This is a genomic window from Allobosea sp. 47.2.35 (assembly GCF_024655635.1).
Taxonomy (GTDB): Bacteria; Pseudomonadota; Alphaproteobacteria; order Rhizobiales; family Beijerinckiaceae; genus Allobosea.
In genome coordinates, this window is record NZ_JANLGI010000016.1 from 105,808 (window position 1) to 127,654 (window position 21,847).

Annotated in this window: 23 protein-coding genes; 12 read left to right on the plus strand and 11 right to left on the minus strand. The window is 66.0% G+C overall.

Annotated elements, in window-relative coordinates; translation table 11 throughout:
• Nucleotides 1-20: 20 nt before the first annotated feature.
• The gene (locus NUV79_RS18975) at nucleotides 21-860 is read right to left on the minus strand and encodes a MurR/RpiR family transcriptional regulator (protein WP_257734627.1); all 840 of its coding nucleotides are present in this window, start codon (nucleotides 858-860) and stop codon (nucleotides 21-23) included.
• 121 nt (nucleotides 861-981) lie between these two features.
• Between NUV79_RS18975 and NUV79_RS18980 the strand changes: the two genes are divergently transcribed.
• The gene (locus NUV79_RS18980; RefSeq protein ID WP_257734629.1) at nucleotides 982-1,728 is read left to right on the plus strand and encodes a glycerophosphodiester phosphodiesterase; all 747 of its coding nucleotides are present in this window, start codon (nucleotides 982-984) and stop codon (nucleotides 1,726-1,728) included.
• A gap of 10 nt (nucleotides 1,729-1,738) precedes the next feature.
• Here the strand turns inward: NUV79_RS18980 and NUV79_RS18985 are convergent, their stop codons facing one another.
• From NUV79_RS18985 to NUV79_RS19025, 9 genes are all read right to left on the minus strand, one after another.
• The gene (locus NUV79_RS18985) at nucleotides 1,739-2,137 is read right to left on the minus strand and encodes a helix-turn-helix domain-containing protein (RefSeq protein WP_257734630.1); all 399 of its coding nucleotides are present in this window, start codon (nucleotides 2,135-2,137) and stop codon (nucleotides 1,739-1,741) included.
• A 249-nt stretch (nucleotides 2,138-2,386) separates the two neighbouring features.
• Nucleotides 2,387-3,367: a peptide ABC transporter ATP-binding protein gene (locus NUV79_RS18990; RefSeq protein WP_257734631.1), complete on the minus strand. Its 981-nt coding sequence runs from the start codon at nucleotides 3,365-3,367 to the stop codon at nucleotides 2,387-2,389.
• A complete protein-coding gene (locus NUV79_RS18995; protein ID WP_257734632.1) occupies nucleotides 3,364-4,386 on the minus strand; it encodes an ABC transporter ATP-binding protein in 1,023 nt (340 codons plus the stop codon). The genes NUV79_RS18990 and NUV79_RS18995 overlap by 4 nt, the downstream gene beginning before the upstream one ends.
• A gap of 4 nt (nucleotides 4,387-4,390) precedes the next feature.
• Nucleotides 4,391-5,299: an ABC transporter permease subunit gene (locus NUV79_RS19000; protein ID WP_257734633.1), complete on the minus strand. Its 909-nt coding sequence runs from the start codon at nucleotides 5,297-5,299 to the stop codon at nucleotides 4,391-4,393.
• 40 nt (nucleotides 5,300-5,339) lie between these two features.
• Nucleotides 5,340-6,350, minus strand: coding sequence for an ABC transporter permease subunit (locus NUV79_RS19005; RefSeq protein ID WP_257734634.1), 1,011 nt, complete (start codon nucleotides 6,348-6,350; stop codon nucleotides 5,340-5,342).
• A 57-nt stretch (nucleotides 6,351-6,407) separates the two neighbouring features.
• The gene (locus NUV79_RS19010; protein ID WP_257734635.1) at nucleotides 6,408-6,554 is read right to left on the minus strand and encodes a hypothetical protein; all 147 of its coding nucleotides are present in this window, start codon (nucleotides 6,552-6,554) and stop codon (nucleotides 6,408-6,410) included.
• Nucleotides 6,555-6,631: 77 nt separating this feature from the next.
• Nucleotides 6,632-8,224: an ABC transporter substrate-binding protein gene (locus NUV79_RS19015; RefSeq protein ID WP_257734636.1), complete on the minus strand. Its 1,593-nt coding sequence runs from the start codon at nucleotides 8,222-8,224 to the stop codon at nucleotides 6,632-6,634.
• A 280-nt stretch (nucleotides 8,225-8,504) separates the two neighbouring features.
• Nucleotides 8,505-9,170 (minus strand): GntR family transcriptional regulator, encoded by a 666-nt coding sequence (locus NUV79_RS19020; protein WP_257734637.1) that lies wholly within the window; start codon nucleotides 9,168-9,170, stop codon nucleotides 8,505-8,507.
• 52 nt (nucleotides 9,171-9,222) lie between these two features.
• Nucleotides 9,223-10,629 (minus strand): flagellar biosynthesis protein FlgA, encoded by a 1,407-nt coding sequence (locus tag NUV79_RS19025; RefSeq protein WP_257734638.1) that lies wholly within the window; start codon nucleotides 10,627-10,629, stop codon nucleotides 9,223-9,225.
• A gap of 152 nt (nucleotides 10,630-10,781) precedes the next feature.
• Between NUV79_RS19025 and NUV79_RS19030 the strand changes: the two genes are divergently transcribed.
• The 6 genes from NUV79_RS19030 to NUV79_RS19055 all read left to right on the plus strand — a co-directional run bounded on the left by NUV79_RS19030 (nucleotide 10,782) and on the right by NUV79_RS19055 (nucleotide 16,832).
• Nucleotides 10,782-11,816 carry a 4-hydroxythreonine-4-phosphate dehydrogenase PdxA gene (locus tag NUV79_RS19030; protein ID WP_257734639.1) on the plus strand — a complete coding sequence of 345 codons (1,035 nt, stop codon included), beginning with the start codon at nucleotides 10,782-10,784 and terminating at the stop codon, nucleotides 11,814-11,816.
• A 69-nt stretch (nucleotides 11,817-11,885) separates the two neighbouring features.
• Nucleotides 11,886-12,881, plus strand: coding sequence for a Bug family tripartite tricarboxylate transporter substrate binding protein (locus NUV79_RS19035; RefSeq protein ID WP_257734640.1), 996 nt, complete (start codon nucleotides 11,886-11,888; stop codon nucleotides 12,879-12,881).
• A 129-nt stretch (nucleotides 12,882-13,010) separates the two neighbouring features.
• The gene (locus NUV79_RS19040) at nucleotides 13,011-13,499 is read left to right on the plus strand and encodes a tripartite tricarboxylate transporter TctB family protein (protein WP_257734641.1); all 489 of its coding nucleotides are present in this window, start codon (nucleotides 13,011-13,013) and stop codon (nucleotides 13,497-13,499) included.
• 18 nt (nucleotides 13,500-13,517) lie between these two features.
• Entirely contained in the window at nucleotides 13,518-15,029 is a 1,512-nt protein-coding gene (locus NUV79_RS19045; protein ID WP_257734642.1) for a tripartite tricarboxylate transporter permease, read from the plus strand.
• A gap of 32 nt (nucleotides 15,030-15,061) precedes the next feature.
• Entirely contained in the window at nucleotides 15,062-15,979 is a 918-nt protein-coding gene (locus tag NUV79_RS19050; RefSeq protein WP_257734643.1) for a dihydrodipicolinate synthase family protein, read from the plus strand.
• Nucleotides 15,980-16,112: 133 nt separating this feature from the next.
• The gene (locus tag NUV79_RS19055) at nucleotides 16,113-16,832 is read left to right on the plus strand and encodes a ribonuclease activity regulator RraA (RefSeq protein WP_257734644.1); all 720 of its coding nucleotides are present in this window, start codon (nucleotides 16,113-16,115) and stop codon (nucleotides 16,830-16,832) included.
• Nucleotides 16,833-16,860: 28 nt separating this feature from the next.
• Here NUV79_RS19055 and NUV79_RS19060 read toward each other — a convergent pair whose 3' ends face one another.
• Nucleotides 16,861-17,334, minus strand: coding sequence for a hypothetical protein (locus NUV79_RS19060; RefSeq protein WP_257734645.1), 474 nt, complete (start codon nucleotides 17,332-17,334; stop codon nucleotides 16,861-16,863).
• Nucleotides 17,335-17,550: 216 nt separating this feature from the next.
• Between NUV79_RS19060 and NUV79_RS19065 the strand changes: the two genes are divergently transcribed.
• The 5 genes from NUV79_RS19065 to ccoP all read left to right on the plus strand — a co-directional run bounded on the left by NUV79_RS19065 (nucleotide 17,551) and on the right by ccoP (nucleotide 21,837).
• Nucleotides 17,551-18,207: a helix-turn-helix domain-containing protein gene (locus NUV79_RS19065; RefSeq protein WP_257734646.1), complete on the plus strand. Its 657-nt coding sequence runs from the start codon at nucleotides 17,551-17,553 to the stop codon at nucleotides 18,205-18,207.
• A gap of 182 nt (nucleotides 18,208-18,389) precedes the next feature.
• Complete coding sequence (ccoN, locus tag NUV79_RS19070; RefSeq protein ID WP_257734653.1) at nucleotides 18,390-20,003, plus strand: cytochrome-c oxidase, cbb3-type subunit I; 1,614 nt, start codon at nucleotides 18,390-18,392, stop codon at nucleotides 20,001-20,003.
• A gap of 12 nt (nucleotides 20,004-20,015) precedes the next feature.
• A complete protein-coding gene (gene ccoO, locus NUV79_RS19075) occupies nucleotides 20,016-20,780 on the plus strand; it encodes a cytochrome-c oxidase, cbb3-type subunit II (RefSeq protein ID WP_257734647.1) in 765 nt (254 codons plus the stop codon).
• Between the two features lie 11 nt (nucleotides 20,781-20,791).
• Nucleotides 20,792-20,947, plus strand: a complete 156-nt coding sequence (locus NUV79_RS19080; RefSeq protein ID WP_055728507.1) for a cbb3-type cytochrome oxidase subunit 3 — start codon at nucleotides 20,792-20,794, stop codon at nucleotides 20,945-20,947.
• A 2-nt stretch (nucleotides 20,948-20,949) separates the two neighbouring features.
• Nucleotides 20,950-21,837: a cytochrome-c oxidase, cbb3-type subunit III gene (gene ccoP, locus NUV79_RS19085; protein ID WP_257734648.1), complete on the plus strand. Its 888-nt coding sequence runs from the start codon at nucleotides 20,950-20,952 to the stop codon at nucleotides 21,835-21,837.
• Nucleotides 21,838-21,847 lie beyond the last annotated feature (10 nt).

The window sequence follows — 21,847 nt, forward strand, 5'->3', positions numbered from 1 at the left end:
CGCTCGTCGCCGCGGCAGCTCTATCCGGGCTTGCCGCGAAACAGGCGTTGCAGGGTCTCGACCTTCGCAAGCGTCTCCAGCGAGCGGCCGTCATCGGTGCGTGACAATTCCAGGATCAGCGTATTGCAGATCGCCATCGGCACGGTCAGGGAATGGAACTCGCCCTGCTCGCCGCGTGCGGCGACGAGCTGCATGTCGCAGGCGGGAACGCCGGTGCGCCTGTCGGTGATCAGGAGCGTCTTCGCTCCGATCTCCCGTGCGCAGGCGACGAGGCGGGTCATAGCCGGGCTTTCATGCCGGAAGATCAGCGCGATCACGACATCGTCGGCGGCAAGGCCGAGCAGCTGGTCGGCCGCCTGCCAGTCGGCATGGGCGACGACTGTCGCGCGATAGCCGGATCGCACCAGGCGCCGCGCGAACAGTTCGGCGAGGCTGCTCGCATGGCCCTCGCCGGCGACGAGGATGCGCCCGGCCTGCCGCAGCATGTCGGCCGCGGCGACGATCTCCGCATCCGAAATCTGGCTGATGAGGGCGCCGAGTGCGCGAATCTCGCCCTCGACGACGGAGCCCAGTAGGGAATCGCCGCGCACCCGATCGAGCCGGCGGCGCACCCTGACCGACGCATCGAGGTCGGCGACGACGGTGTCCTGCAAGGCGCCACGCATCTCGCGATAGGAGGCGAAGCCGAGTTTGCGGGCGAGGCGCCCGGCGGTCGAGGCGTGCACGCCCGCCTGCTCGGCGACCTTGTGCGACGGCAGGAAGCTGCCCGCCGTGCGGTTGGCCAGGAGAACCTCGACCAAGCGGCGATCCGACTCGGTCAGCTCCTCCCGTCGCGCCGCGATGATCTCCGTCAGGTTCATCGTCTCTTCCATGCCCGGCAGCGTAACGGAGCCTTGCAGTGATCTGCAAGTTAAATTGCAGACTCGCTAATCAGCAACTTATGTTGCATACACAGGCATCGCTCCGCATGGTTACAGAGATATGACGGACATCGCCTCGCATCGCGGCGGCGCCAGAATCTGGCCCGAGAACAGCCGCATCGCCTTCCGCAATTCCGCGGTCCTTCCGGTCGATTTCATCGAGTTCGACATTCATCGCAGCCGCGACGGCATGCTGATCGTCCATCATGATTCCGTGCTCGGCCGAACGGCGTCAGGCGCCGGCGCGGTCGGCGACATGGACTGGGCCACGCTGCAGGCGGTGGAGCTGATCGGCACGGATGGCGAGACCATCCCGAGCTTCGACGAGATCCTCGATATCCTCGAGCCGAGCGGCATCAGGCTGCGCATCGAATTGAAGACGCGGCAAGGCGGCGAGCGCTATCCGGGCATCGAGGCGCAGGTCGTGGCGCGATTGCAGGAACGGTGCCTGCTGGACCGCACGACCTTCACCTCCTTCGATCTGCCGACATTGGTTGAGCTTCTGCGCCTCGCACCGGCGACGCCGACGATCTGGCTGATCGCCGACAAGCTGTTGGTGCCGCCGGCGCGCGACCTCCGCGGTCTGTGTCGCAAGGCGGGCGTGGCTGGCGTGCCGGAGATCGCGATCCGTATCGCGCAAGCCCGCGATGGTGATGGCGAGGCTTGCCGCCGCGAGGCTGTGAAGCTGGGCTATTACGGCGCCCATGACGAGCCGGCGATAAGAAAGGCCTTCGTCGACGGCGTCACGGCCTTCACCACCGACCGGCCGGACATCGCCATCGCCGTCCGGCGCGCTATCGGCGGATAGCGGCCTGTCGTCAGGCCGGGCTTTCGTCGCGGCGCGCGATCGTCTCCACGAGCGCCACCGCAAGTGCCCGGTCGCGCTGCGAGCGGATACGCCCGAAGGCGGCGTCGAGCTTGTCGGATTGCGGCGGCCTTTCGCTGGCTGCCGGGTAGTCCGCCGCGTCCTCGGCAAATCCTGTCTCGGCCGGAGCCAGGCCCTCGAAGAAGGCCGCCGGGCTGGTACCGAGAAAGCGCGCGAGCATGAAGAGGGCGCCCGCGCTGATGCGGTCCTTGCCTTTCTCGTAATTGCCCATCTGTTGAAACGAGACGTCGAGGACGGCGCCAAGGTCCGCCTGGCTCAGGCCGCGTTTCTTGCGGAGGATGCGCAGCCGATCTCCGATATGGCGGTTGATCGCCTCAGCTTCCGTACGCATCCCGCCCTCCCTATGGTATCGAGCCGGAAAGTCACTTTGATTCCACAGCCGCGAATTCGTCCAGCTTGTCTCGAAAGTTACACGAGAATTATCTGGCCCGCGTTGCGATGGAACAAATCGCAGCGCTGGATTCATGGGGAGGCGAATGCCGGTAGCCGCGAACCCAACGGCATCCTGAAGTCTTGGGCGAAGCTGCTCCGGCCGGCGCAATACCGCGTCGCCGGACCGCCTGAAAGCGCTCAGCTCCGCTCACGCGGCCTTGGCGAGAAAATCCTCGGCGTAATGGCAGGCGACCTTCCGGCCGTCGATCTCGCGCTTCTCCGGCCGCTCGGTCCGGCAGCGATCGGTGACATGCGGGCAGCGGGTCGAGAACACGCAGCCCTTCGGCGGGTTGAGCGGGGAGGGCAGTTCGCCGCGCAGGATGATGCGCTCGCGCTTGCCGGCATCGACGCGCGGCGTCGAGGCGAGCAGCGCCTGCGTATAGGGGTGCAGCGGCCGCGCGTAGATGCGCTCCTTCGGCCCGTGCTCGATCGCATTGCCGAGATACATCACCATCACGTCATGGGCGATGTGCCGGACCACGCTGAGATCGTGCGAGATGAAGAGATAGGCGAGCTTCAGCTCGTCCTGTAGGTCGGCGAGTAGGTTGAGCACCTGTGCCTGGATCGAGATGTCGAGCGCAGAGACCGGCTCGTCGGCCACCACGACCTTGGGCGAGAGGATCAGCGCGCGGGCGATCGCGATGCGCTGGCGCTGGCCGCCCGAGAACATGTGCGGATAACGCGCATAGTGCTCGGGGCGTAAGCCCACCTTGGCCATCATCGCGCGGGCCTTCTCGGTGCGCTCGGCCGCGGAGAGGTCGGTGTTGATCTTGAGCGGCTCCTCCAGGATCGTCCCGATCTTCTTGCGCGGGTTGAGCGAGCCATAGGGGTTCTGGAACACGAACTGCACCGTCCGGCGCAGACGCCGGCGCTCGCTGGCCGGCGGCGAGACGGCGTCGAGCCCGTCCAGCGTCAGCGCGCCCGAGGTCGGCGTCTCGATGAGCGTCGCCATGCGCGCCAGCGTCGACTTTCCGCAGCCGGATTCGCCGACGACGGCAAGCGTGCGGCCGGCCTCGACGGCGAAGGAGACCTTGTTCACTGCCTGCAACTGCGCCGGCGGTTTGAAGAGCCCCTGCTTGACCGGATAGATCTGCGTCAGCTCTCGGGCCTCGATGACGGGATTGCTCATCGCACGGCCTCCTTCGCATGGCCGGCTTCGTCGCGGGCGCGCTCGGCCTCCCGGTTCGCGTCGCCGAGCGGATAGTGGCAGCGCACGCGCCCGTCCATCCAGCTCCGGAGCTCCGGCTGGATAGTGCGGGAATGCTCGGTTGCATAGGCGCAGCGCGGGCTGAACAGGCAGCCCCTCGGCCGGTCATTCAGGCCGGGCACCATGCCGGGAATGGTCGCGAGCCGCGTCGCATGCTCGCTACGCTCGGGCAGGGCCGAGAGCAACGCAGCGGAATAGGGATGCTGCGGGTTGGCGAAGAGCGCGTCGACCTTGCGCTCTTCCATGATCTGCCCGGCATACATCACCATGATGCGCTGCGCCGTCTCGGCGACGACGCCCATGTTGTGGGTGATGAGCACCAGCGCCATGTTGCGCTCGCGCTGCAGCGTCATCAGCAGTTCCAGGATCTGCGCCTGGATGGTGACGTCGAGCGCGGTCGTCGGCTCGTCGGCGATCAGCAGGCGCGGATTGCAGGCGATCGCCATCGCGATCATCACGCGCTGGTTCATGCCGCCGGACATCTGATGCGGGAAGGCCTTGAGGCGGCTTTCAGGCGCGGGAATGCCGACCTGCTCGAGCAATTCGATCGAGCGGCGCTTCGCAGCCTTGCCGTCCATGCCTTCATGCTTCTTCAGCGTTTCGGCGAGCTGGAAGCCGATGGTGAAGCACGGGTTCAGGCTGGTGCTCGGCTCCTGGAAGATCATCGCCACGTCCTTGCCGGTGAGCTGGCGGCGGTCGCGGGCGGACATGGTGAGCAGGTCGCGGCCGTCGAAGCGCAGCTTGTCGGCGCGGACGCGGCCGGGATAGCCGACAAGGCCCATCAGCGCGAGCATGGTCACGCTCTTGCCTGAGCCGGACTCGCCGACGACGCCGAGCACCTCGCCCTCGTCGAGGGTGAGGTCGATGCGGTCGACGGCGCGCAAGGTCCCCTGCGAGGTGGGGAATTCGACGCTGAGGTTTTCGATTTCGAGAAGGGGCATGGGATCAGCGCTTCAGCTTGGGGTCGAGCGCATCGCGCAGGCCGTCACCGAGAAGGTTGAAGGCGAGCACGGTGATGAGGATGGCAAGGCCCGGGAAGGTGACGACCCACCAGGCGCGCAGCACGAACTCGCGGGCGTCGGCGAGCATCGTGCCCCATTCCGGTGTCGGGGGCTGGGCGCCTAAGCCCAGGAAGCCGAGCGCGGCGGCGTCGAGGATCGCGGTGGAGACGCCGAGCGTCGCTTGCACGATCAGCGGCGCGGCGCAGTTCGGCAGGATCTCGGAGAACATCAGCCGGATCGTCTGCGCGCCCGAAACCTGGGCTGCGACGACATAGTCCTTGCTCGCCTCGGTAATGACGGCGGCGCGGGTGATGCGGACGTAATGCGGGAGTACGACGATGGCGACCGCAAGCATCGCGTTCATCAGGCCGGGGCCGAGGATCGCAACGATGACGATGGCGAGCAGCAGGCTCGGCATGGTCATCAGGATGTCCATCAGGCGCATGATCGCGATATCGGCGATGCCCTTGAAATAGCCGGCGATCAGGCCGAGCACGATGCCGACGACGATGGCGAGCGCGACGACCGCGATGCCGATGACGAGCGAGAGCCGCGCGCCGTAGAGCAGGCGGGAGAGGATGTCGCGGCCGATCGCGTCGGTGCCGAGCGGATAGGCGAGCGATCCGCCCGCCTGCCAGAATGGCGGCTTCAGGAAGACCGCGTTGTTGGTCAGGTTCGGGTCATGCGGCGCGATCCAGGGCGCGAACAGCGCGCAGAGCAGAACCAGCACGATGACGACGAGCCCGGCGACGGCGCCGCGATTGGCGCTGAAATAGGTCCAGAACTCGCGCAGCGGATGAGGCGGGGCGGCGCTTGGCGCGGCGGCCGGGGCTTGCAGTGTGTCGGTGCTCATGCGGCGAGGCTCCGATGGGAGCAAGAGGAAAAGCGGGGGGTCATTTCGCGTGCCTGATGCGCGGGTTGATCAGGCCGTAGAGCAGGTCGACGAACAGATTGACGCTCATCACCACGACGCCAAGCAGCAGCGTGCCGCCTTGCAGGACGGGATAGTCGCGCCGGCTGATCGCCTCGATCAGCCATTTGCCGACGCCGGGCCAGGAGAAGATGGTCTCGGTCAGGATTGCGCCGGTGAAGAGCGTGCCGACCTGCAGGCCGATGACCGTGACGACCGGAATCAGCGCGTTGCGCAGAGCATGCAGCGCCACGACCCGGATCGGTGCCATGCCCTTGGCCCGTGCCGTGCGGATATAGTCCTCGCCCAGAACCTCCAGCATCGCCGAGCGGGTCATGCGCGCGATGACCGCCAGCGGCACGGTGCCGAGCACGATCGCCGGCAGGACGAGATGCGACAGCGCCGACCAGAAGGCGTCGATGTCCCCGGCCAGCAGGCTGTCGATGGTCAGGAAGCCGGTAACCGGCTCGATGAAATACTGCACCGCGATGCGGCCCGAGACCGGCGTGATGCCGAGCTGAACCGAGAACAGCAGGATCAGCAGCAGGCCCCACCAGAAGATCGGCATCGAGTAGCCGGTGAGCGAGATGCCCATCACGCCATGGTCGAAGATCGAGTTTCGCTTCACCGCGGCGATGATACCGGCGGGAAGGCCGACGAGCAGCGCGATGATGATGGCGCAGAGCGCGAGCTCGATCGTCGCCGGGAAGAGCTGGCCGAACTCGGAGAGCACGCTGTCGCGGGTGACGATCGACTTGCCGAGATCGCCCTGCACGACGCGCTCGATATATTTGCCGTACTGGACGAGCAGTGGCCGGTCGAGGCCGTATTCGGTCAGGAGCTGGGCATGGCGGGCGGCGTCGATGCCGCGTTCGCCGGCCATGGTCTCGATCGGGTCGCCGGGGACGAGGCGGACGAGGAAGAAGGCCAGCAGCGTGATGCCGATGAAGGTCGGGACGACCAGGCTCAGCCGGGTGAAGATGAAGCGCAGCATGGTTCTGCCAGTCTTTTTGGCCGGGGCACGTCCTGCGCAGCGGCTTGTCTTGTCGTTTTATTCAAGTTCGAATTTTGGCGGAGCGCAAAACACCAGATCGGGAGAAAGATCAAGGACAGCGCGTCGAAAATCGTGGATCTCGGCGTTGAGTTCGCGGCGGCGGGTGCCGATGCGCGCAAGACCTGAAAATATCAGGGCTGCCATGGCGCAATGATCGCAATCAGGCGGGTGCGGGCGGAGCAACAAATGCTCGGCCCGCACCGAATTTTAAAGGCGTGGCATCACTTGCCGATATCGACGCCGTAGAAGACGTGGCGGCTGAATGGAGAGAGCTTGAAGTCCTTAACCTCCTTGCGGATCGGCTTCAGCTGCACCGCATGCGCGATGGTGAACCAGGGCGACTGCTCCTTGAAGATCACCTGCGCCTGCCGGTAGAGCCTCTCGCGCTCGGCCTGGTCGGTGACCGTCTTCGCCTTCGTCACCAGCTCCTCGAAGGGCTGGTAGCAGAACTTGGCGACGTTCGAGCCATTGGTCTTGGCCGAGTCACAGCCGAGCAGCGTGTGCAGGAAGTTGTCCGGATCGCCATTGTCGCCGGTCCAGCCGAGCATGCCGGTCTGGTGCTCGCCCGCCTGCATGCGCTTGCGGTACTCGCCCCATTCGAAGCTCTTGATCTCGGCCTTGACGCCGACCTTGGCGAGGTCCGCCTGCATCAGTTCGGCGATGCGCTTGGCGTTCGGGTTGTAGGGACGCTGCACCGGCATCGCCCAGAGATCGATCTCGAGGCCGTTCGGATAGCCGGCCTCGGCCAGCTCCTTCTTGGCCGCTTCCGGATCGAAGGGGTCGTCCTTGATCGTCTCGTTATAGGACCACATCGACGGCGGGATCGGGTTGGTCGCCGCGACGCCGCTGGAAAGATAGACCGCGTCGATGATCGCCTTCTTGTTGATCGCCTTGTTGATGGCGCGGCGGACCTTGACGTCGTCGAACGGCTTCTTGGTGGTGTTGTAGGCGAGATAGCCGATGTTCAGGCCCGGCTGCTCCAGGATCTCGACATTGGCGTCCTTCTTGATGGCGTCGAGATCGGCCGGGTTCGGATAGGGCATGACATGGCATTCGCCCTTCTGGAGCTTGGCCCAGCGCACCGAGGCATCCGGCGTGATCGCGAAGATCAGGTCGTCGATCTTGGCCTTGCCGGCCCAGTAATCGGGATGGGCCTTGTAGCGGATGATCGCATCCTTCTGATACTGCACCAGCGAGAATGGGCCGGTGCCGATCGGGTCCTGATCGATTTTCTCGGGCGTGCCGGCCTTGAGCATGGCGTCGGCATATTCCTTCGACTGCACGCTGGCATATTGCATCGCGAGGTCGGAGAGGAACGGCGCCTCCGGCTGGTTCAGCGTGATCTTGACCGTGTAGTCATCGACCTTCTCGACCGACTTCAAGAGCTTGGGCATGCCCATGTCGTTGAAATAGGAATGGTTCGAGCTGGTCACCTTGAAGAACGGGTGGCTCTCCTTCCACTGCCGCTCGATCATGAACAGGATGTCGTCGGCGTTGAAGTCGCGCGTCGGCTTGAAGGTGCGGTTGGAGTGCCACTTCACGCCCTTGCGCAGGTGGAAGGTGTAGGTGAGGCCATCCGGCGAGATGTCCCATTTCTCGGCGAGCGCCGGCTGGACCTTGGTGCCGCCGCGCTCGAACTGGACGATCGTGTCATAGATCTGGGTGTTCGCATCGAAGGACGTGCCGGTGGTGTTGACGCTCGGCGCGAAATTCTCGGGGCTGCCCTCCGAGCAATAGACCAGCGTCTTGGCCATCAGCGGCTGCGCCGCCATCAGCGCGGCGGCCGACAGCGTCGCCAACAGAATTGTCTTCATGGATGTCTCCTTGAACGCCTATCCGCCCAAGCAGGGCGGTGAGTGGCCCCGTTGTATCGGAAGCTCCGTGGGCGGAAGTCCCCGGGCCGCCTTGTCTACAGCTTATTGAAATTAAAGAAGCGCGGATAGCTGCCGCGGAAGGCGCGAAGGCCGGTTCCGGAGGAAGGTAAACGATTGTTCAGGAACGGATTCCGCTGAGCCGAGACGGCTTTCGCCTGCCGCCCGGAGCTTATTCGAAAGTCTATGGGCTCCAGACGGGCCCGGCGTTTCGGGCGGGCGCTCAGAGCACCTCGCGCACCCGCACCAGCGTCGTGTCCATATGGCGGCCGATCGCCTCGGACAGCGCGTCCGCGTCGCGCTTCAGCAGGGCGGCCATCATATCCTCGTGCTCGGCGACGGCCCCGGCCCATTTTTCGGGGCCTTCATTGCCGACGAAGCGCAGCCGCTTGATCCGGGCCTGCAAGGTGGTGTGCATCTCGGCCAGCACCGCGTTGCCGGAGGCGGCGACGATGGCGCTGTGGATCGCCTGGTTCAGCTTGAAATAGTCGAGCCGGTCGCGCGTCGCATAGAGCGCGAGCATGTCCCTGTGCAGCTTGTGAATCGCCTCGATCGTCGCGTCGCTGGCCTCAGCGCAGGCGATCCGGCCGCCGAGCTGCTCCAGGCTCTTGATGACTTCGAGGATGTCGGCGAGGTCGCGCGCCGAGAATTTCCGGACGATCGCGCCCTTGGCCGGCAGGATTTCGACCAGCCCCTCGCTGGCGAGCGTCTTGATCGCCTCGCGTAAGGGGGTCCGCGACACGCCGAGCTGGGCGCCGACCTGGCCCTCGTTGATGCGCTGGCCGGGAGCGAGCCGCCCCTCGATGATCATGTCGCGCAGGCGCTCCAGCACCTCGTCATGGAGGGTCCGCCGCATGATCGGGGTATAGTCGGCCGCCGTCTCGCTCATCATTGCTCCACTGTTTCCGGCCGCTCCGTTACGGCACGCGGCTCCCGCGCTGTCAAACGGACGCCCCGTCGTTGGCTGCGAAGAGCGCATCCTGCCGCCGGCGCATCGTCAGCAATCCAGAATCTTCGGGGATCGCGACATCGCCGAGGCGGATCGCTTCGCCGGCCTTGACCGCCCGGACGAGCGGCCTGTCGGCGACAAGATAGAACGGGGCAGGGCGGTCGTCCGCGAGCGCGGTCGTGGGCCTGACCTCTGCGCCGACATTCTCGATGCTGTGATGATGCCCGCCCATCTTGAGCACCGTCCCGGCCGCAAGGTCGCGCTGCGCCACCGCGACGAGGTCCTGCCTTGGCCGATAGTCGTCGCCATAGCCCGAGCGGCCGAGGCCGGCTGCATCGAGAATGGACGTCGCGACCTCGACACCCAGCAGATGGCGCGGCAGGTAGAGCGCGGCGGTCTTGCCGCTGCGGCTGACGACATGGCCCTTTCCGGCCAGCATCTCCCAGGTCTCGTCATTGTCGCAGCGCACGACGATGAAGACGCCGCCGGCGAAGCTCGCTTCCTCCGCGAGACGCAGATGATGGAACACGTCGATCCGGCGCGTGCCGCCCATCAATCCGCCTTCGCTGCGCTCCGCGAAGAGATCGGCCAGTTCCGGCACGCGGGCCGGCGGCGCATGGAAGCCGGCGGCATCGGCCGCGAAGCCGAGCGCATTGGCGACCAGTGTCATCTCGCAGAGATCGGGCACGGCCCTCAAGGGAAAGGCCTCGCCTAGGATGCGCGCACGCTCGGCGGCGTTGTTGGCGATGGAGCGCGAGCCCGGCAGCCAGTGCTCGCGCAGCACCGGCAGCGAGCGGGTTAGGCCGTTGCAGGTGACGTCGCCGGTCGCGGCGTCGAGGACGAAATCGTATTCGCTCGACTTGCCGGCCGCGATGATCTCGAGGCCGATGACCTCGGCCCAGCTCGCCAGTGCGATCAGCAGGCTCGGCTGATCGCCGTCGACCGGCGTCACCACGACGCCCTTATCGCGGGCGAGCCGCGCCAATCCCGGCCCGACGACGCTGTCGGCCTCCTTCGAGACCAGCGCGACATGGCGGCCGGCATCGATCGCGGCGAGGCTGTGCCGGGTGGCTGCCTCCGGGCTGCCTGTCGCTTCGACGAGCAGCACGAAGGGCAGCTCCATGACGCTATCGAGGCTCGCCGCGGCGATGCATTTGCCGGCATTCCATGCGGCCTTCACCTCGGCTTCGGTCGAGCACAGCGCAATCTCGCGAGGCGCGAAGCCTGCGGCCGCGAAAGCCTCGCCGGCTGCTTCGGCTGTCACATCCACCGCGATGCGCGCATTGACCAGCCGCGTCCGGCGCGACTGCGCGAGATAGCTGCGCCCGAAGCTGCCGCTGCCGACGAGGCAGGTTTCGACCGGTTCGCTGATCCCGGCGTAATGCGAGTGAAAATTCATTCGAGCCTCCTCCGGCGCAGCCCGATCCGCAGCCGACGCCTGTCGAAGGAGTACATCGATTTTGATATGCTGCATACAGCATACTTGAGTGAGTCGACCACCTGTGTTAGCCAACGGAGCCATAAGAACGATCGGGCAGCGGAGTGGCGGCCATGAATGAGCGGACGAATGACGCCTTGCCTGTGATCGCGGTGGCGATGGGCGATCCTTCTGGCATTAGCCCCGAATTGACGGCTCGCATCCTGTCGGAGGTCGATCTGCGTGGCGCGGCCCGCTATGTCGTCTTCGGTGACAAGCGCCTGCTCGATCTCGGCATCAAGGACGGCGGCGTCGATCCGCAGGTTCAGGTCGTCAAGGATGGCGACGCGCTGCCGCTCGGCGACAAGCCCGTCTTCGTCGATCTCGGCAATCACGATCCGGCCGATCTCAAGCGCGGCACCGCGACGCTGGCCGGCGGCAAGGCCGCGACCGAGAATTTTCGCCGCGCGCTGCAATTCGCCGCTTCCGGCAAGGCCGACGCGGTGTTCTTCACGCCCTTCAACAAGGCGGCGATGCGCTTCGCCTATCCCGGCTACGACGACGAGATCCGCTTCGTGCGCGATGCGATCGGCTTCGAAGGCGCGGCGAGCGAGTTCAACATCCTCGACAAGCTCTGGAATGCCCGCGTCACCTCGCATATCCCGCTGTCGGAAGTGGCGCAGAACATCACGCAGGAGCGCATCCTGCGGGCGCTGACGCTGGCCGATGCCAATCTGCGCGCCGCCGGCTTCAATCCGCCGCGCATCGCGGTCGCCGGCATCAATCCCCATGCGGGCGATGGTGGCAATTTCGGTCGTGACGAGATCGAGACGATCGAGCCGGCGGTGAAGGCGGCCAAGGCCAAGGGCTTCACGGTCGAGGGGCCGTTCCCGTCGGACACCGTCTTCCTGCGCGCAAAAAATGGCGATTTCGACGCCGTGCTGACGATGTATCACGACCAGGGCCAGATCGCGATGAAGCTGATCGGCTTCGACCGTGGCGTCACCCTGATCGGCGGCTTCCCGTTCCCGATCTGCACCCCGGCCCATGGCACGGCCTATGAGATCGCCGGCAAGGGCATCGCCAATCTCGGCGCGACGCGCGCCGCGCTCGCGCTCGCCATCAAGATGGCTCAGGACGGAAAGGGCAAGACCCGCGCCGCCGCCTGACGCTCAACCTTCTCGATAAAGCCGCCGGCAAGAGCGGCCTCGCACAATCAGAACCCAGGGAGAGAAACCATGAAAACCATCGCCATTTCGGCTGTATTCGCCGGCGCGCTCACGCTTGGCGGCATCGGTGCCGCGCAGGCCTGGGAGCCGACCAAGCCGATCGAGTTCGTCGTGACCTCGGGTGCCGGCGGCGGCACCGACAATTTCGCCCGCATCATCCAGTCGATCATCACCAAGCATAAATTCACCGAGCAGCCGATCGTGGTGGTGAACAAGGGCGGTGGCTCGGGCGCCGAGGGCTATGTCTATGGCAAGGGCGCCAAGGGCGATCCGAACCGCGTCATTTTCGGTACCAACAACGCCTATCTGCTGCCTTATGTCGCCAAGCTCGGCTACAAGGTCTCGGACCTGACGCCGGTCGCGGCGCTGGCGCTCGACGAGTTCCTGCTCTGGGTCAAGGGCGATGCCCCCTATGCCGACGCCAAGGCCTATATCGAGGCGGTCAAGGCGAAGCCCATGGGCTTCAAGATGGGCGGCAGCCAGTCCAAGGACACCGACCAGACCCTGACCTCGATGATCCAGGACGCGGCTGGCGTGAAATGGATCTACGTGCCGTTCCAGGGCGGCAGCGCCGCGGCCGTGCAGCTCGCGGGCGGCCATATCGACTCCAACACCAACAACCCCAACGAGAATATCGGCCAGTGGAAGGCCGGGCAGGTGAAGCCGCTCTGCGTCTTCTCGCCGGTGCGCCTCGCCAAGGGAGAGCCGGTCTTCGAGGGCAAGGGCTGGGGCGATGTCCCGACCTGCAAGGAAGCGGGCCTGCCGCTGGAGACCTTCCAGATGCCGCGCACCGTCTGGCTGCCGGCGGATGTCCCGGCCGATGCGGTGACCTATTATGCCGGCCTGCTGGAGAAGGTCTCCAAGACCCCGGAATGGCAGGAATTCGTGACGCGCACCGCCCAGACCGCCAAGTTCATGAAGGGCAAGGAGCTCGCCGATTTCGTCGCCAAGGACGAGACGGCGAACAAGAAGGTCTTCGAGAACGAAGGCTGGGTCGCGAAGTAAGGTGGGATCGTCATTCCCGGGCGGCGCAGCGCGCCGACCCGGGAATCTCATGACGAGAAGGCTGGTTTCCGAGATGGCCGGGTCAAGCCCGGCCATGGCGTGCAGGCCCTGAAAGGGAGAACCCACCGCATGATCACCCGCTTCTGGGCAGAGATCGGGACGGCCGTCCTGACGCTGGTCTTCGGGCTCGTCATCGTGAAGGGCTCGCTCGAATTCGGCATCGGCTGGGATACGTCAGGCCCGCAGCCCGGCGCCTTCCCGTTCTATGCCGGCGCGCTGATCGCGCTGGCGAGCCTCGGCACGATCGTGGTCACGCTCAGTCAACGCGTCGCCGGAAAGGCCCTGCTCGCCGAAGCCTTCCTCGACGCCGAGCGCGGCAAGCGCGTGCTCGCCTTCCTCTTGCCGCTCGTCGCCTTCGTCGTGCTGAGCGCGACGCTCGGCATGTATGTCGCGACGATCCTCTACCTCGTCTTCGCGATGCGCTTCCAGGGCCGCTACGGCTGGCTGCAGAGCCTCGCCACCGCCTTCGCGACGGCGGCCTTCTTCTACTTCGCGCTCGAGAAATTCTTCCAGATCGGCCTGCTCAAGGGCCCGATCGAGCCGCTCATCGGCCTTTGAGACGGCGGGGATAGCAGCATGGACAACATCGCCAACCTGATGCACGGCTTCTCGGTCGCGCTCACCACGCACCATGTCCTGCTGATGATGGCGGGCGTCCTGCTCGGCGTGCTCGTCGGCGTCCTGCCGGGGCTCGGCGCACCCAACGGCGTCTCGCTCTTGCTGCCGCTGACCTTCTCGATGGACCCGGTCTCGGCGATCATCCTGCTGACCTCGCTCTACTGGGGCGCGCTCTTCGGCGGTTCGACCACCTCGATCCTGTTCAACATCCCCGGCGAGCCATCCTCGGTCGCGACGACCTTCGACGGCCACCCGATGGCCAAGCAGGGTAAGGCGACGGAAGCGCTCTCCTTCGCCTTCCTCTCGGCCGGCTTCGGCGCGCTGGCCGGCGTCATCCTGATCACGCTGCTCTCCGGCTGGGTCGCTAAATTCGCGCTGCGCTTCTCCTCGCCCGAATATTTCGCCGTCTATTTCATGACCTTCGCGAGCTTCATCGGGCTCGGCGGCGCCTCGCCCTTCAAGACGGTCGTCTCGATGGCGATCGGCTTCGCGCTGGCGACGATCGGCATGGACTCGGTCTCCGGCAATGTGCGGCTGACCTTCGAGTTCGACGTGCTGCTGGCCGGCGTCAGCTTCCTCATCGCGGTGATCGGCCTGTTCGGCATCGGCGAATTGCTGCTGACCATGGAGGAGGGGCTGAAATTCGAGGGCGTCGCCGCCAAGGTCCGCGTCGGCGATGTGCTCCGTACCGCCGCCAAGCTGCCGCGCTATTGGCTCGCCCTGCTGCGTTCCTCCCTGATCGGCATCTGGATGGGCATCACGCCGGGCGGACCGACGGCGGCCTCCTTCATGAGCTATGCGATGGCCAAGCGCTCCTCGCGCCATCCCGCCAAGTTCGGCAAGGGCGAGCCCGAGGGCGTGATCGCGCCCGAGACCGCCGACCATGCCGCCGGCTCTGCTGCCATGCTGCCGATGCTGGCGCTCGGCATCCCCGGCTCGGCGACCGCTGCGGTGATGATGGGCGGCCTGATGATCTGGGGGCTCAATCCCGGCCCGACGCTGTTCACCGACCGGCCGGATTTCGTCTGGGGCCTGATCGCCTCGATGTATCTCGGCAATCTCGTCGCGGTCGTGGTCGTGCTGGCGACGGTGCCGCTCTTCGCCTCGATCCTGCGGATTCCCTTCTCGATCATCGGGCCGATCATCGTGGTGATCTGCTTCATCGGCGCCTTCACCGCCGCGAGCAAGGAATTCGACATCTGGCTGGCGCTGATCTTCGGATTGGTCGGCTATGTCTTCAAGAAGCTCGACTATCCGATCGCGCCGCTCGTGCTCGCCATGGTCATCGGCGACAAGGCCGAGGACGCCTTCCGCCAGTCGATGATCTTCAGCCAGGGCTCGCTCTCGATCTTCTGGTCGAACCCACTGGTCTCGACGCTGATGACGATCGGCCTCGCGCTTCTGGTCATGCCGGTCATCGGCTCGGTCGCGCGCCGCTTGCGCGGCACCAAGGCCGCCAGCACTGTCTGAACCCCGCCTAGCCCGCCACGTGAGATGACGCCATGACCGAACCCTACAAGGGCATCCTGCCGATCGCGCCGACCATCTTCCACGAGAATGGCGACCTCGATGTCGAGGGCAACAAGCGCGTCATGGACCTGATGGTCGACCAGGGCGTCGACGGCATCTGCATCCTCGCCAATTTCTCGGAGCAGTTCCTGCTCACCGACGAGGAGCGCGAGCAGGTGATGCGCCTCTCTTTGGAGCAGGTCGCCGGCCGCGTGCCGGTCATCGTCACCACCTCGCATTTCTCGACGCGCATCGCCGCCGCCCGCGCCAAGGCCGCGGCCGATGCCGGCGCGAAGATGCTGATGATGATGCCGCCCTATCACGGCGCGCTGCTCAAGGCCGACGAGCAGGGCATGATCGAGCACTTCAAGGCGGTGGCCGATGCCTGCGGCATTCCGATCATCCTGCAGGACGCGCCGCTCTCCGGCGTGACCATGACCGTGCCCTTCATGATCCGGCTGGCGAAGGAGGTCCCGCTCGTCCGCTATTTCAAGATCGAGGTGCCCGGCACGGCGGGCAAGCTGCGCGCGCTGATCGAGGCCGGCGGCGACGCCGTGGTCGGCCCCTTCGACGGCGAGGAGGCGATCACGCTGATGGCCGATCTCGATGCCGGCGCGACCGGCACCATGACCTCGGCGATGATCCCCGACCTGATCAAGCCGATCCTCGCCGCCCACGCGGCGGGTGACCGCAAACAGGCTGCGGCGCTCTATGCCCGTGTCCTGCCGATCATCAATTACGAGAACCGCCAATGCGGGCTGCGCTCGGCCAAGGCGGTGATGAAGGAGGGCGGCGTCATCCGGTCGGAAGCCGTGCGCCATCCGCTGACGCCGCTGCATCCGAAGACCCGCGAGGGCCTGATCGAACTGGCGCGAGAGCTCGATCCGCTGGCGCTGCGCTGGGGCAAATAGGCGAATAGTCGCCATGCAGGGGCGGGGTTGCGTTTTTCGCGCCCCGCGCAGCCTTTACAAAACGGGTCGGATCGCGGGAACTTCTCCCTTGCCTGCCGTCCGGCGGGAGCCACGGACGTCAGAAGGTGAGCGCATGCCCAGTCTCAAGCCGGAAACCCGCGAGAAGCTGCGCACGGTCTCCGTCGCCACGCTCTGCACGTCCCTTTTCAAGCGCGGCCTGCGCAACCAGTTCATTCAGGATGTCCGCCCGCTCAATCCCGGCGCGGGCACCATGGTCGGCGAAGCCTTCACGCTCCGCTATATCCCAGCGCGCGAGGACCTGAACCAGCTTTCCGTCTTCCAGGACCGGGCCCATCCGCAGCGCAAGGCGGTCGAGGATTGCCCGCCCGGCGCCGTGATGGTGATCGACAGCCGCAAGGACCCGCGCGCGGCCTCGGCCGGCGGCATCCTCGTCTCGCGCCTGATGAAGCGCGGCGTTGCCGGCGTCGTCACCGATGGCGGTTTCCGCGACTCCTACGAGATCGCGGGGTTGCCGTTCCCGACGTATCACAATCGCCCGTCCTCCCCGACCAACCTGACCCTGCATCAGGCCATCGACATCAACGTGCCGATCGGCTGCGGCGATGTCGCGGTCTTCCCGGGCGATGTCGTGGTCGGTGATGCCGAGGGCGTCATCGTCATCCCCGCCCATCTCGCCGACGAGGTCGCGGCCGAGGCCGTCGAGATGACCGCCTTCGAGGATTTCGTCACCGAGGAGGTCCTCAAGGGCCGCTCGATCCTCGGCCTCTACCCGGCGACCGAGGAACAGACCAAGGTCGATTTCGCGGCCTGGCGCAAGGCCAACGGTCGCTGAGCGGGTCTGCCTGTCGGTTTGAGGCAGGTCAATTGGTCGCTGTCGGCGCCAGTTGCGCCCGGCCCAGCACCATCATCCGGTCGATCTGGAAGCCCGAGCGCTGGAGCGCGTCATGGTCCTGCGGCCAGGCGGCCGAACGCTCCAGCGAAATCGCGATCCGGGGCAGGTCCAGTTCGACCGCGAGCTGGTTGGCGAAGCGCAGCAGCGCGTTGACCAGATGGGTTCCGGGCAGCCGGAGCATCGCGAGCTCCGAGATTTCGAGCGCGGCGCCGCCCGCGATCGTCTGCGCGACGCGGAAGGTGAAGACGGCATGCGGCATGGCCCGCGCGTCGCGCAACGCGAAGACGCCGCGTGGCCTGGCGCCGTCCTGCGAATTGTCGCGCACGAATTCGGCCCAACCTTCCGGTGTCACCTCCGGATGCAGCATGGCGACCAGGCTGAAGACTGTGTCGGCGCCGGCCGGCGCGATGCGCGCGACCTCGAAGATATCATCGCCCGTCACCGTGGCCTCTCCCGAATTCAGGGGCGCACGGTGGTTGCGTGGGGCCTGTCGTCGCATTGATCTGGATCAATTTCGCCGGCTGCGGTTGCGAGCGTGCTTTGTGACCTTGTCCACCTCGGTTATGGTCTTTCCGATAAGTGGGAAGATGCGATCGTGAACTGTCATCCTTCGGCCTGTAACGCTGCGCACCGTGGTGAAGGCAATTGCCGCAGCTGCATGGTGCGTCTGGTCAGCGTCTGCGCGTCGCTCTCCGACGATGAGCTGGCGTTGCTGGAATCGCTGGCGCATCCCACGCATTTTACCTCCGGCGAGACACTGTTCACGCAGGGGCGCGAGGCGCATTCGGTCTACAACGTCACGGCCGGCGTCGTGCGCCTCTACAAGCTTCTCTCCGATGGCCGCCGTCAGGTCGTCGGCTTCGCGCTGCCGGGCGATTTCCTCGGGCTTGCGATGCGCGACGCCTATGGCTTCTCGGCCGACGCGATCGGCGAGGTCTCGGCCTGCGCCTTCTCGCGCGGCGCCTATACCGCGCTGGTCGATGCCAAGCCGCATCTGCTGAAGCGCCTGCACGAGTTCGCGACGCATGAGCTGACGCTCGCCCATGAGCAGATGATGCTGCTCGGCCGGCGTACCGCCGAGGAGAAGCTGATCTGCTTCCTGCTCGGCATGCAGCAGCGTTGGGCACGGCTCGGTAAGCCCTCGGTCACCGTGCCCCTGCCGATGACGCGGCAGGACATCGCCGATTTCCTTGGCCTGACCATCGAGACCGTCAGTCGCACCTTCACCCGTCTCGCCAAGGACAAGACGATCCTGATCGTCCCCGGCGGCGTGCGCGTGATGAACCCCGAGCGCATGAGCGCCGTCGCGGCCTGAGCCTGCGCCGCCGCGCCACACCCTGCGCGCCGCCGCCCTTGACCTGAATCAACGCCCGACCGTCCCCCGCTCGCTAAGTCTCCCGCGATGGGCGCGCTCATGCGCCGGCGACGAAGCGGGGTCAGAAGGTGACGGCAACGGCAAGCCCTGTCAGGCAGGCAACTGTCGGCGAACTGTTGGGGATGCTGATCGCGGCGGCCTGCGTGCTGCCGCTGGTCATCATCGCCGCGCTGACCGAAAACTCCGGCTATGCCTTCCACGCCATGCTCGGCGTCCTGGCCGCCGCCGCCGGCATCATCCTGATCGCCAATCGCTGCTTCGACGGCAGCGTCCCGGTCGAGCCGCAGGAGATCGACGGCAAGCCCAACTACAATATGGGGCCGGTCAAGTTCACGACGGTCGCCGCCATGGTCTGGGGCATCGCCGGCTTCACGGTCGGGCTGATCATCGCGCTCCAGCTCGCCTTCCCGGTTCTCAATTTCGACCTGCCCTGGATCAATTTCGGCCGCCTGCGGCCGCTGCACACGTCGGCGGTGATCTTCGCCTTCGGCGGCAACGTCCTGATCGGCACGTCCTTCTATGTCGTGCAGCGCACCTGCCGCGCGCGGCTGGCCGGCACGTTGTCGCCCTGGTTTGTCGTGCTCGGCTACAACTTCTTCATCGTCATCGCCGGCACGGGCTACCTGCTCGGCATCACCCAGGGCAAGGAATACGCCGAGCCGGAATGGTATGCTGATCTCTGGCTGACCATCGTCTGGGTCGTCTATCTCCTGGTCTTCCTGGGCACGGTGATGAAGCGCCGGGAGCCGCATATCTATGTGGCGAACTGGTTCTATCTCGGCTTCATCCTGACCATCGCGGTCCTGCATATCGGCAACAATGTCGCGGTGCCGGTCTCGCTCCTGTCGCCGCGCTCCTATGGCCTCTGGTCGGGCGTGCAGGATGCGATGTTCCAGTGGTGGTACGGTCATAACGCGGTCGGCTTCTTCCTCACCGCCGGCTTCCTCGCGATCATGTACTACTTCGTGCCCAAGCGCGCGGAGCGGCCGATCTACAGCTACCGGCTCTCGATCATCCACTTCTGGGCCCTGATCTTCATCTATATCTGGGCCGGCCCCCACCATCTCCACTACACCGCGCTGCCGGACTGGGCGCAGACGCTGGGCATGACCTTCTCGATCATGCTGTGGATGCCGTCCTGGGGTGGCATGATCAACGGCATCATGACCCTGTCCGGCGCCTGGGACCGGCTGCGCACCGACCCCGTGCTGCGGATGATGGTGGTCTCGCTCGCCTTCTACGGGATGTCGACCTTCGAAGGCCCGCTGATGTCGATCAAGGCGGTGAACGGCCTGTCGCACTACACCGACTGGACCATCGGCCACGTCCATTCCGGTGCGCTCGGCTGGGTCGCCTATATCTCCTTCGGCGCGATCTACTGCCTCGTGCCCTGGCTCTGGAACCGCAAGGGGCTCTACTCCCTCAAGCTGGTGAGCTGGCATTTCTGGATCTCGACGCTCGGCATCGTCTTCTACATCACCGCGATGTGGGTCTCCGGTATCCTCCAGGGCCTGATGTGGCGCGCCTACACCTCGCTCGGCTTCCTCGAATATTCCTTCATCGAGACCGTCGCGGCGATGCATCCCTTCTACGTGATCCGCGCTCTGGGCGGCGCCCTGTTCCTGCTCGGCGCGCTGATCATGGCCTTCAACCTCTGGATGACCGTGCGCTCGCAGAGCGCGGCCGAGATGCCGCGCGCCGACGATGCGCCGGCGCCGCTGGCCATGGCCGTCTGAGGAGCCTCCGGAATGACGAGCATCGAACACAAGCCTGCGCGCAAGTCGCTCTGGGCCAAGCACAAGATCTTCGAGACCAACTCGATCATCCTGGTCATCGGCGTCCTGCTGGTGATCTCGGTCGGTGGTCTCGTCGAGATCGCGCCGCTCTTCTACCTGAAGAACACGATCGAGACGGTGCAAGGCATGCGCCCCTACACCCCGCTCGAGCTGGCCGGCCGCGCGATCTATGTCCGCGAGGGCTGCTACAACTGCCACAGCCAGATGATCCGGCCGCTGCGCGACGAGGTCGAGCGCTACGGGCATTACTCGCTCGCGGCCGAGAGCATGTATGACAAGCCCTTCCAATGGGGCTCCAAGCGCACCGGGCCGGACCTCGCCCGCGTCGGCGGCAAATATTCCGACGAGTGGCAGCGGGCGCATCTGGCCGAGCCGCGGGCCGTCGTGCCGCAATCGATCATGCCGGGCTATCCCTTCCTGGCGAAGACCGAGCTGAAATACGGCGACATCGCCGACGAACTGCGCGCCAACCGCGCTGGCGGCGTGCCCTACAGCGACGCGATGATCGCCCAGGCGCAGAGCGACCTGAAGGCGCAGGCGACGCCGGACCATCCCGGCCAGTCCGATCTGGAGAAGCGTTATCCCAAGGCGCAGTCGCGCGATTTCGACGGCGATCCGCAGCGCATCACCGAGGCCGACGCCATGATCGCCTATCTCCAGGCGCTCGGCACGCTCGTCGACTTCAAGCTCTACGACGACAAGGCCAACATCCGCTGAGCGAGGCTGCCATGCAAACGACCTATCACTGGCTCGCCGGCTTCGCCCAGTCCGTCGGCCTTCTCTACTTCGTCGCCGTCTTCCTCGGCGTCTGCGTCTACGCCTTCTGGCCGAAGAACCGCGCCCGCTTCGAGCAAGCCGCGCTCAATCCGCTGCGCGAGGACTGATCATGGACCAGAAGAACCACGACGCCCCGCATATCGACCCCCATACCGGCATCGCCACCACCGGCCATGAATGGGACGGCATCCGCGAGCTCAACACGCCGCTGCCGCGCTGGTGGCTCGGCATCTTCTACGCCACCATCGTCTGGTCCATCGGCTACTGGGTCGTCTACCCCGCCTGGCCGCTGCTGACCGACGCGACCAGGGGCGTGATCGGCTACGCCAGCCGCGCTGATATCAGCGCGGACATGGCGCAGCTCAAGGCGCAGCGCGCGGTTCAGGCCGCCGGCATGGCGGAGGCCACACCGGCGCAGATCAAGGCCGATCCGACCCTGTTCCAGATCGCGATGGCGCAGGGCAAGGCCGCCTTCGGCGACAATTGCGCCGCCTGCCATGGCGTCGGTGGCGCCGGTGCCAAGGGCTATCCGAACCTCAACGACGACGACTGGCTCTGGGGCGGCTCGTTCGACGCGATCATGCAGACCTTGCGCCACGGCATCCGCGTCGCCGGCAATGACGAGACGCGGGTCAGCCAGATGCCGGCCTTCGGCCGCGACGGCATGCTCAAGCGCGACGAGATCAATGCCGTCGCCAACCATGTCCGCGAGCTCGCCGGCCTCTCGACCGAGCCCAAGGCCAATCTCGCGCTCGGCCGCAAGCTCTTCGCCGACAATTGCGCCGCCTGCCATGGCGAGGCCGGCAAGGGCAACGCGGAGATGGGCGCGCCGAACCTCACCGACGCGATCAGCCTCTATGGCATGGACATGGCCTCGCTCACCGAGACCATCGCCAACAGCCGCAACGGCGTGATGCCGGCCTGGGGCGGGCGCCTCGACGAGACCACGCTCAAGGCGCTGACCGTCTATGTCCACTCGCTGGGGGGAGGGCAGTAGCGTGAGCACG